This window comes from Yersinia sp. LJYL362 (assembly GCF_048323875.1).
Window position 1 is genome coordinate 1 of record NZ_JBLWEX010000085.1, and the last position, 9994, is coordinate 9994.

Genomic DNA, 9994 nt, shown 5'->3' on the forward strand with positions numbered 1-9994 from the left:
TCATTGAAGATTTAATCGCCAAGAAAGTCAGCGCCATCAGTATCGTGCCAAACGATGCCGATGTGCTGGAACCGGTATTCAAGAAAGCGCGCGATGCTGGCATCGTGGTATTAACCAACGAATCTCCGGGGCAGCCTAGCGCTAACTGGGATATCGAAATCATTGATAACGCCAAATTCGCTGCCGATAACGTGGAAGAAATGGCAAAAGCTATGGGCGGTAAAGGCGGCTATGTGATTTATGTGGGTAGCCTGACCGTACCACAACATAACCTGTGGGCCGATTTGTTTGTTAAATACCAGAAAGAGCATTACCCGGAAATGTTTGAAGTGACCAGCCGTATGCCGGTCGCTGAGAGCATTGATGACTCACGCCGTACCACACTGGATTTGATGAAAGCGCATAGTGATTTGAAAGGTATTGTGGCTTTCGGTTCACAAGGCCCGATTGGTGCAGGCCGTGCAGTGAAAGAAAAACGGGCGAAAAACAATGTCCATGTGTTCGGCATGATGATCCCATCTCAGGCTGCATCGCTGGTTAAAAGTGGCGATATCGCCATGGGCGTGACTTATGACCCAGGTTCTGCTGGTTATGCCATGACAGCGGTAGCGGATAAAGTGCTGAAAGGTGAGAAAATCGAAACAGGCATGGAGATCCCAGGAGTAGGTAAAGCGGAAGTTGATCAAGCTAAACACCTGATTCAGTTCCACAATGTGTTGCGAGTTACCAAAGATAACGTGGATTCGCTGTATTGATTCACTGAGTTATTGCAGAGCCGGATGCCCTGTCCGGCTCTGATATTAATACCCGCTTGGATCAAGAGGATGTAGGATCTATGCAGCCATTTATTACCCTGGAAAATATCAGTAAAACCTTTTATGGCGTCAAAGCGCTGGATAAGGTGGCTATGACCCTGTTACCCGGTGAGGTACATTGCCTTGCAGGGCAAAACGGTTGCGGCAAATCCACACTGATCAAGATTATCTCCGGTGTTTATCAACCCGACACCGACGCCACGATGACTATTGATGGCAAAACCTATTCAACCCTGACTCCCATAGAATCTGTCCGGCTGGGGATTCAGGTGATTTATCAAGATTTATCATTATTCCCCAACTTGACCGTGGCTGAGAATATCGCCATGAACCATTATCACCATCATCTGTGGGTGAACAAACGTCAGATGCGGGAAACCGCCGAGCGTGTCATCAAGAGCATTGATGCCCATCTTAATCTGGATGAATTGGTTGAAGACCTCCCCATTGCCCAGAAACAGTTAGTCGCAATCTGCCGTGCGCTGGCGCAGGATGCCCGGCTAATTGTGATGGATGAACCGACCGCATCGCTGACCCGGCAAGAGGTTAACGGCTTGCTGCGGGTGGTGCATGAACTGAAATCACGCAATATCTGCGTGGTATTTGTCAGCCACCGGTTGAGCGAAGTGCTGGAAATTTCAGACCGTATTACCGTGCTCAAAGATGGTAATTGGGTCGGAACTTACCCTGCCGCTGAAGTTGATAATGCACGGCTGGCCTGGCTGATGACCGGTATGAAGTTTGATTTTCAGGTGCTGCCACCCTATAGCGCTTCGCTTGCGCCAGTGCTGGCAGTGGAAGAGCTTTCCCGCGGCAATGAATATCACGATATCTCACTGACATTGCATCCGGGTGAAATTGTCTCACTGGTCGGCTTATTGGGTTCTGGCCGCACAGAATTGTGCCTCAGTCTATTTGGTTTAACTGCACCAGAGTCAGGCACCATTCGTATCAATGATAAGCCGATGTATTTTACCAGTAACCGCGATGCTATTGCCGCTGGCGTGGGTTATGTCTCAGAAGATCGCATGAGTACCGGACTGATCATGGAACAATCAATTCGCGACAATATCAGCGCCACCGTTTTACACCGGCTTAAAAACACTTTCCACCTGATGCGTACCGAGCGAGTCGATACATTGGTCGAAGACATGGTTAAGCACCTATCTATCAAAATTGGTAATAGCGATTTACCGGTCAATACCTTATCTGGCGGTAATGCGCAGCGTATTGCCATTGCCAAATGGCTGGCAACTGACCCACAAATATTGATTCTCGACTCACCAACCGTTGGGGTAGATATCGCCAATAAAGCCGGTATTTATAATATTATCAATGCACTGGCAGCACGGGGGATTGCGGTATTAATGGTTTGTGATGAGATTGATGAAGCCTACTTTAATAGCCACCGTATTTTAGTGATGCGGTCTGGGCGGCTGGTGCAGGAGTTCTTGCCAGGTAACAGCAGCGAAGCAGCCATTGCGGAGGTAGTAAATGGCTAATCCCCATGCGCTTAATAAACCTGATGTTGGTAAAACAGGTCTATTTAATAAAGAACATCTGAAACGCCATGAAGTGATGTTGGCTTTCACCATATTGATTATTTCGACTTATCTTGCTTTCACCAGTCCAGATTTTCTGACGCTCGCCAATATTTATGACTTGATAAATAACTATGCCATGTTGACCATCTTGGCCTGTGGCTTATTTATCGTATTGATTTCTGGCGGTATTGATATTTCATTCCCGGCGATGACCATTATCTCGCAATATGTCATGGTGACATTAATTGTGAAGTTTGGTGGCAACTTCCCGGTGGCTTTCGCACTAGCCGGTGGTATCGGCTTATTATTGGGGTTAATTAATGCGCTGTTAGTTAATCGCCTGCGCGTGCCGTCTATCATTATCACCATTTCCACGCTGAATATATTCTACGGATTACTGCTGTATCTCAGTCGTGGTGTTTGGCTATATACCTATCCGGAATGGTTCGAACATGGGCCAATGCTGTTCTCCTTCACCGCCGCCGATGGCTATGACTATGGTCTTTCGTTACCCATATTGACATTGCTGGCGACTATTATTGTCACAGCTCTGCTGATGACACGCACCAGTATTGGTCGGCAAATTTATGCATTGGGCGGTAATCAGGAAGCAGCCTCCCGCATGGGGTTCAGCATCCTCAAGCTGCAACTGTTTGTTTATGGCTATATGGGCTTTCTATCCGGTATCGCCGGTGTAGTGCAGTCCTATACCGTCTTGACGGTAGCGCCCGACTCATTGCTCGGTTATGAACTCACCGTGCTGGCAGCCGTGGTGCTGGGTGGCACCAGTATTGTTGGCGGGCGCGGCACCCTAACCGGCACTCTGCTGGGGGTAATTTTGTTGGCAATATTACAAAATGGTTTGAATTTACTGGGTATTTCGTCGTACTGGCATACCGTGGTTATCGGTTTGGTGATTGTCATCAGTATCAGTGTGACCGCCTGGGGCCAACGTCATAAGGTAGGGATATAACCATGTCGAAAACAACTCAACGTGATCATACCGAGCGCTGGTTACTGGCTTTACTGCTGCTGGTTTCTATCGGGTTTAGCCTGTTTATTCCTTACGTGTTCTGGTCGACGGCTAACTTTCAATCTATCGCTTCACAAATCCCGGTCGCCGGAGTATTAACACTGGCGATGGCAATTACCATGCTGACCGGCGGTATCAACCTGTCAATTATTGCTACTGCGAATGCCAGTGCACTGGTAATGGCCTGGGTGTGTACCCATCTGGAGCCCACATTCAGCTCAATGGTATTGATGTTGCTGGCAGGAGCTTCGGTCGCTTTGGTGGTGGGGCTTATCAATGGGGTGCTTATCTCGGTGGTGCGTGTATCCCCAATTTTGGCGACACTGGGCATCATGACCTTGCTCAAAGGCGTGAATGTGCTTATCTCCAAAGGATCGGCGATTTCTAATTTTCCTAACTATGTGCTGGCGTTAGATCGCAGCTATTTTCTCGGGGTTCCGGTACCACTTTATCTGTTTGCTGCGGTGGCGTTGGTAATTTGGCTTATTTTGGCCAAGACCCCGCTTGGCCGCCAGATATACCTGTCCGGTTCCAATGAGAAAGCCACTTTCTTCTCCGGAATTAATACTCGCCGCACGTTGATTTGGGTGTACGTGATTTCATCGTTACTGTGTGCCGTCGCGGCCTTGTTGATGATGTCCAAGCTAAACTCGGCCAAAGCCTCCTATGGCGAATCACTGTTACTTATCACTATCCTGGCGACGGTGTTAGGCGGGGTTAATCCTGATGGCGGGTTTGGTAAAATTGTCGGCATTGTGCTAGCACTGTTCCTGCTACAAATGCTGGAGAGCGGGCTGAATATAATGGGCGTGAGTAGTTATATCACCATGGCCCTGTGGGGTTCATTACTGTTGGCATTTATCTTTGTCAAAGGTGCGAAGATCCCAGCGTTTCGTTTCTTACGGCAAAATAAACCGTCAAACTAAACACAATTTAGCCAAAAGAAAAGGCTGGCGATTAATGCCAGCCTTTCTATTAATAGCGGTAAAATACGCTATTTCACGTTGCGCTAAAGTTACTTAACTTCGCCCATCGCTTTCAGTTTTTTCGACAATTCACGGCGTTCTTTAGACAGATCTGCGTTTTTGATGATGTATTCATCGACACGATCTTCGTAGTCAACACGCATGTTAGCGATAATGGCTTGAACCTCTTCGATGCTCATCCCTGGTTTGATGTATTCACTCAGGTTATCGAGCAACAGAACGCGTTTTTGGTTATCACGAATTTTCTTTTCGTTATCAACGATTTCACGCTGCAACTTGTTTTTGCGACGGAACATACGCACAAACTCCAAAACGTCCTGGAAAGTTGGCTTACTTGCATTATCCATTTTCACACCTTCACTTAAGTTTTACACAAATTCAATTGCTGGTGACCAGGCTATGTGAACCATACCGCTTTGTTATGCCTGATGACAAGATTCATTGGCTAGACTTATCTTACCCGCTTTACCCGTCAGACAGAAATATCATCTGCCTGAATCCAACAATAGATCACCTGCGTAAAGTCATATTAATCAGATCGTCCAATTCCTCAAGCTGTTTGGTTAACTCCATACTCAGCCAAACATAGCCATAAATCGGTGTTTCTATCTGCTGCTCTTGCGTCACGGCCAACATCAATGATTTCAACTCAGTAGAGATTTCACTCAGCTCACCGGCAACTTCCCGCTCACGAGCAGGAGATCCATCGCGCAGGCTGTCACTTAATGTATTCAAAGTGCGGATTGTCATCAACTGAGTACTGCGCAAGCCTTTGGCATTGAGCATAATAAAATGGCTTTCCCGCGACGACCAATAAGCATCCACCAGCAATTCCAGCGTGCAAATCAGGTTGCGGCTCAGTGTCTGAATAGCCTCAAAAACGTCTTTATTAATATGAGATTCTTTACTGGCAGGCGCAATAAAAGTACGCATTTTAACCGACTGACTGAGTGCAGCTTTTAATTTAGGCTCTAACCGTGGGCGCTCGATAACATTGGGCGATAAATAAGCCGCATAGATTTGGCTGATGGCCCGCAGATTATCACTCATCTGCATACGCCAATGGGTGAAAGCGCGTTGTGGATAGACACTGGTAAAGACCAATGCCAATAATGAACCAAAAATAACATCGCCGCTGCGCCACAGGGCGGTAGTCATATCTCCTGGGGCCGATCCACACACCACCGCCAGAGTGATGCCGATGAGCAAAGCCATATAGGGGCGCTTGCCCAACGTTAAGTAGCCGCACAAGAACATCACAACCCCACACCAGGCCAGCATAAGTGTTAAGGAATAAGACTCCAGAGACAGAGCAATCAAGCCGGATATCGCACCAAAAACAGTCCCGCCAATACGCTGCATCGCTCTGGTCAGCACATTGCCCCAATAAGATATCGGCCCCATCACCACCACTAATGTGATCAGCGGCCAGGTACCTTCCGGAATAGCCAGTAAGCGAATAATCAGAAATGTTAAGATAAACGCTAACGTAATACGTAAAGCGTGAGTGATGCGGTAATGGGTGTAGATCAGGTTATCCAATGGCGATATTTTTTTATTCAGGCGCACACATACCTACTTCCAATAAGATACCAAAACCTAAGTTTAGCTGAGTTATTACGCGCTAGCATCGGATTAACCGTTACCAAAAGTAGCAGGAATAACTGGGGGGAATAAGTATTCCCCGATTGCCAACTGGGAAATAAGCTTATTTAAAGTCAACCGCCATTTGTTGCACAATAGACACGCCAAAGCTGGACTCGACACAACAAGCAATATAATCGGTGAAGCGTGGCGACGGCGGCATTCCCAAGCTGAGTAAACGTTCATTACTGAACCGCACGTTAAGCAGGGCAAATGCACCATATAAGCGCATGGCTTTTAGCATTAGGCGCTCATTGCAGGGGCCAAAAATCCCTTTCAGTTGGTTACGCATTTGTACCAATGCACCGTATTCTACCTGGCAATAATCCGCCCCCATAGGTTTCTGTCGGGCAGCAGCTGACATCGCCTGATCAATCTGGGCAAAACTAACGCTATCTTTCTCGCCGGCTGAAATATGATAGATATTATCGGGTAAATTTGGATGAAGTAAAATACACACTAAAGCGTCTGCGCAATAATCGACTGGAATAACATCGATATAGTCATCCAGCGAGCACATGAACTTGCGTAGCATTAATGCCATGCGAAATACCCAAAAGATGCTGCTGGATGGCTGACAGCCCAGCCGGGTATGGCCAACCACAATCGATGGTCGGGCAAATACCAAGGGTAACCCTGGGCATTCTTCAGCCAATAAACGCTCAATTGCTGATTTAGATTTAGTGTATTCCACCAAATGCGCGTCATCCTTTGCGGATAAAACCTGCTCGCTCACCACAGTATCGGCGTCGGGTGTGCAAGACATAGCTGTTCCCACATGGATGAATCTTTGTAAACCAGCAACCTGCGACATTCTTTTGCCAAAGGCTAATGTGCCATCGACATTCACTTTCCAGATGAGCGGGTTATTCCCGAATGATGCGACAGCAGCACAATTAATAACATGCGTCACCCCATCAATACGCGGGTCATTAATAAAACTGTCCGGTTCAGCTAAATCCCCTAATAAAATATGGCTAACATCAATTTTATTCAGTTGCCCATTAGGGAGATAAAATTTCGCCATATTCTCGCGAATACGTGTTAATCCCTGCTCAGGTGTATTAGCCCGGACTAATAATAAATAATTAAAATCTGAGTTTTCCAACAATAGCTTTTCGAGCACAGCTCCGCCCAGAAAACCTGTGGCGCCGGTTAACAGAAGTGTTTTCACTTTGAGTCCTACTTATTATATTCAGTAGGCTGATTGTATGAATAGCTAAGTAAACGGCAGGTAAATATTAGTTGGATCGACACATTTTGACTGAAACATAATTATTTCAAAATAAATCCTGACGTCCCGACCCGCCTGAAATGATATTCTAGCGCTAATGCCGTGGGGCACTGCGGCTTACCGCGGGCAGTGACCCATCATAAAGAATGACCATAAGAATTAAGGGTTAAACCGCATCATGTCAGATAAAAACAAGCAACCAACATTCTACATTCATGATTATGAGACCTTCGGTCAGCGCCCCGCGTTAGACAGGCCAGCACAGTTTGCCGGGGTTCGTACCGATTTGGATTTCAATATCATTGAAGAACCGCTGGTGGTTTACTGTGCCCCCGCAGATGACTACCTGCCGCAGCCGGAAGCCGTGATGATAACCGGCATCACCCCGCAACATGCCTTAGCCAATGGGGTGAATGAAGCCGAGTTTGCCCGTCAAATCCATCAAGCTTTCAATGTGCCCGGTACCTGTATTCTGGGTTACAACAATATTCGTTTTGATGATGAAGTTAGTCGCAATATTTTCTACCGCAATTTTTATGACCCTTATGCCTACAGCTGGCAAGGGGGAAACTCTCGCTGGGACTTACTCGATGTGATGCGCGCCTGCTACGCCCTGCGCCCTGAGGGTATTGTCTGGCCGGAAAACGAAGAGGGTTTACCCAGTTTCAAATTGGAGCATTTGACCAAAGCCAACGGCGTTGAACACTTGCATGCCCATGATGCGATGTCTGATGTGTATGCCACTATCGCTATGGCAAAGCTGGTCAAGCAAGCACAACCGCGGCTGTTTGATTACCTCTACCAGCACCGTAGTAAACACAAAATCAACGCATTGATTGATATTGCAGATATGACACCGCTGGTTCATGTATCTGGCATGTTTGGTGCGGCACGGGGTAACACCAGTTGGGTTGCGCCGCTGGCATGGCATCCTGAGAATAAAAATGCGGTGATTATGTGCGATCTGGCGGGTGATATGTCACCCCTGTTAGAGTTGGATAGCGATACACTGCGTGAGCGGCTTTATACCCGCCGCGACAAACTCAGTGCCCAAGATGCCGCCGTGCCACTGAAGCTGGTGCATATCAATAAATGCCCGGTACTCGCCCCCGCGAAAACTCTACTACCGGAAAATGCCGATCGTTTGGGCATTGATCGCCAACGCTGCCTGCAGAATTTGCAATTATTGCGGCAAAATCCGCAAGTCCGTGAAAAAGTAGTCGCCCTATTTGCAGAGGCTGAGCCTTTTGCCGTTTCTGATGATGTGGATACTCAGCTGTATAACGGTTTTTTCAGTGATGCTGACCGCGCTACCATGAAAATCATTTTACAAACTGAACCGCAAAATCTGCCAGCACTCGATCTGACCTTCCAAGACCCACGGTTGGAAGCATTGTTATTCCGTTTCCGCGCACGTAATTATCCAAATACGTTGACTGACAGTGAGCAACAGCGCTGGTTAGAGCATCGTCGCGAAGCGCTTAATCCAGAAAAAGTACAAGACTATGTGTTGCAACTGGAGGCGTTATATAACCAGTATGAGGATGATAAAGAGAAGCTGGCACTGCTGAAAGCCCTGTTTGACTATGCCAGAGATCTGGTGAGCTAACCCCACCAGTAATAAATAGCCAATAAAAAACGGAGCCATTTTCAGGCTCCGTTTGAGGTCACACAGTGAGTGAAGGGTTTACCGCACCTAGGGCCGCTCCGGTCGCTTGCGCGCTGGTATTTGAAACTAAGAGTGACCCCAACGGCACGATTCCCCTTCAGTTGACTTTGTCGGCCATCTGAAACGCCATAGCAACACAGTTACTGTGCCAGTTCACCATTAAACTGTGGCAGTGCCTGACGGAATGCACGGGTTTTCCAGACCATATAAAGCAGGCCAATTGCACCCCACACCAAGCCCAGCGTCATTGAGCTGCTTTCCAGGTTCATCCACAGCACACCAACCGTTCCTGCGCCAATCATTGGCAGAACCAGGTAGCTGAAATGATCCTTGAACGACTTGTTACGGCGTTCACGGATATAGAACTGTGAAATCACCGACAGGTTAACGAAGGTAAAGGCCACCAGCGCGCCGAAGTTAATCAATGCCGTTGCTGTCACCAAGTCAAACGAGATAGCAGACAATGCTACGCCGCCAACCAGCAGTACGTTGATTGCTGGGGTACGCCATTTCGGATGCACGTAACCAAACACTTTCTCCGGGAATACTCCGTCGCGCCCCATCACATACAGTAGACGCGAAACACCGGCGTGTGCGGCCATACCTGATGCCAGTACGGTGACACAGGAGAAGCACAGAATAACTGACTGGAAGAATTTACCCGCAACAAACAACATGATTTCCGGCTGCGACGCATCAGGATCAGTGAAGCGTGAAATGTCTGGGAAATAGAGTTGCAGGAAATAAGACACCACAATAAAGATCACGCCGCCAATCAATGCCGTCAGGAAAATCGCTTTCGGGATCACTTTGCCCGCATTCGGGGTTTCTTCAGACAGCGAACTGATGCCATCGAAACCAAGGAATGAGAAGCACAGTATCGTGGCCCCGGTTATCATCGGTACCAAATGGGCATTTTCAGAATAGAACGGACGTGGGCTCACCAATGTGCCCGCACCTTCCCCCTGATAAACACCATGAATCAGCAGCCCCATGAATACCACCATGATTGCCACCTGAACCACAACAATAACCGAGTTCAAGTTGGCTACCACGTTGATGCCACGCA

9 protein-coding genes are annotated in these 9994 nt (G+C 47.7%); 5 read left to right on the forward strand and 4 right to left on the reverse strand.

Annotated features, from left to right (window positions below):
* From ACNSO8_RS03600 to ACNSO8_RS03615, 4 genes are all read left to right on the forward strand, one after another.
* Window positions 1-755, forward strand: a 755-nt coding sequence (locus ACNSO8_RS03600; RefSeq protein ID WP_418393848.1) for a substrate-binding domain-containing protein, incomplete at its 5' end; no start/stop codon positions are given.
* A gap of 80 nt (window positions 756-835) precedes the next feature.
* Complete coding sequence (locus ACNSO8_RS03605; protein WP_019081001.1) at window positions 836-2317, forward strand: sugar ABC transporter ATP-binding protein; 1482 nt, start codon at window positions 836-838, stop codon at window positions 2315-2317.
* Between the two features lie 76 nt (window positions 2318-2393).
* Window positions 2394-3332, forward strand: a complete 939-nt coding sequence (locus ACNSO8_RS03610) for an ABC transporter permease (RefSeq protein WP_026018016.1) — start codon at window positions 2394-2396, stop codon at window positions 3330-3332.
* Between the two features lie 2 nt (window positions 3333-3334).
* Window positions 3335-4318, forward strand: coding sequence for an ABC transporter permease (locus ACNSO8_RS03615; RefSeq protein ID WP_005157737.1), 984 nt, complete (start codon window positions 3335-3337; stop codon window positions 4316-4318).
* An 89-nt stretch (window positions 4319-4407) separates the two neighbouring features.
* On the opposite strand, the gene tmaR is transcribed toward ACNSO8_RS03615, so the two are convergent.
* The 3 genes from tmaR to ACNSO8_RS03630 all read right to left on the reverse strand — a co-directional run bounded on the left by tmaR (window position 4408) and on the right by ACNSO8_RS03630 (window position 7196).
* Entirely contained in the window at window positions 4408-4725 is a 318-nt protein-coding gene (tmaR, locus tag ACNSO8_RS03620; protein WP_005157740.1) for a PTS system regulator TmaR, read from the reverse strand.
* Between the two features lie 163 nt (window positions 4726-4888).
* A complete protein-coding gene (locus tag ACNSO8_RS03625) occupies window positions 4889-5947 on the reverse strand; it encodes an FUSC family protein (RefSeq protein WP_019082778.1) in 1059 nt (352 codons plus the stop codon).
* Between the two features lie 139 nt (window positions 5948-6086).
* Window positions 6087-7196, reverse strand: a complete 1110-nt coding sequence (locus tag ACNSO8_RS03630; RefSeq protein ID WP_019082777.1) for an SDR family oxidoreductase — start codon at window positions 7194-7196, stop codon at window positions 6087-6089.
* A 238-nt stretch (window positions 7197-7434) separates the two neighbouring features.
* Here ACNSO8_RS03630 and sbcB point away from each other — a divergent pair, with 238 nt between their 5' ends.
* Complete coding sequence (gene sbcB / locus ACNSO8_RS03635; protein WP_050160022.1) at window positions 7435-8865, forward strand: exodeoxyribonuclease I; 1431 nt, start codon at window positions 7435-7437, stop codon at window positions 8863-8865.
* Window positions 8866-9065: 200 nt separating this feature from the next.
* Here sbcB and ACNSO8_RS03640 read toward each other — a convergent pair.
* Window positions 9066-9994: APC family permease (locus ACNSO8_RS03640; protein WP_418393849.1), on the reverse strand; the 929-nt coding region annotated here is incomplete at its 5' end.

Excerpts from the sequence above, each read along its gene's own strand:
- ACNSO8_RS03610 (WP_026018016.1), top strand. The coding sequence starts at position 2,394 with ATGTTGGCTTTCACCATATTGATTATTTCGACTTATCTTGCTTTCACC.
- sbcB (WP_050160022.1), top strand. The coding sequence starts at position 7,435 with ATGTCAGATAAAAACAAGCAACCAACATTCTACATTCATGATTATGAG.
- ACNSO8_RS03605 (WP_019081001.1), top strand. The coding sequence starts at position 836 with ATGCAGCCATTTATTACCCTGGAAAATATCAGTAAAACCTTTTATGGC.
- tmaR (WP_005157740.1), bottom strand. The coding sequence starts at position 4,725 with ATGGATAATGCAAGTAAGCCAACTTTCCAGGACGTTTTGGAGTTTGTG.
- ACNSO8_RS03615 (WP_005157737.1), top strand. The coding sequence starts at position 3,335 with ATGTCGAAAACAACTCAACGTGATCATACCGAGCGCTGGTTACTGGCT.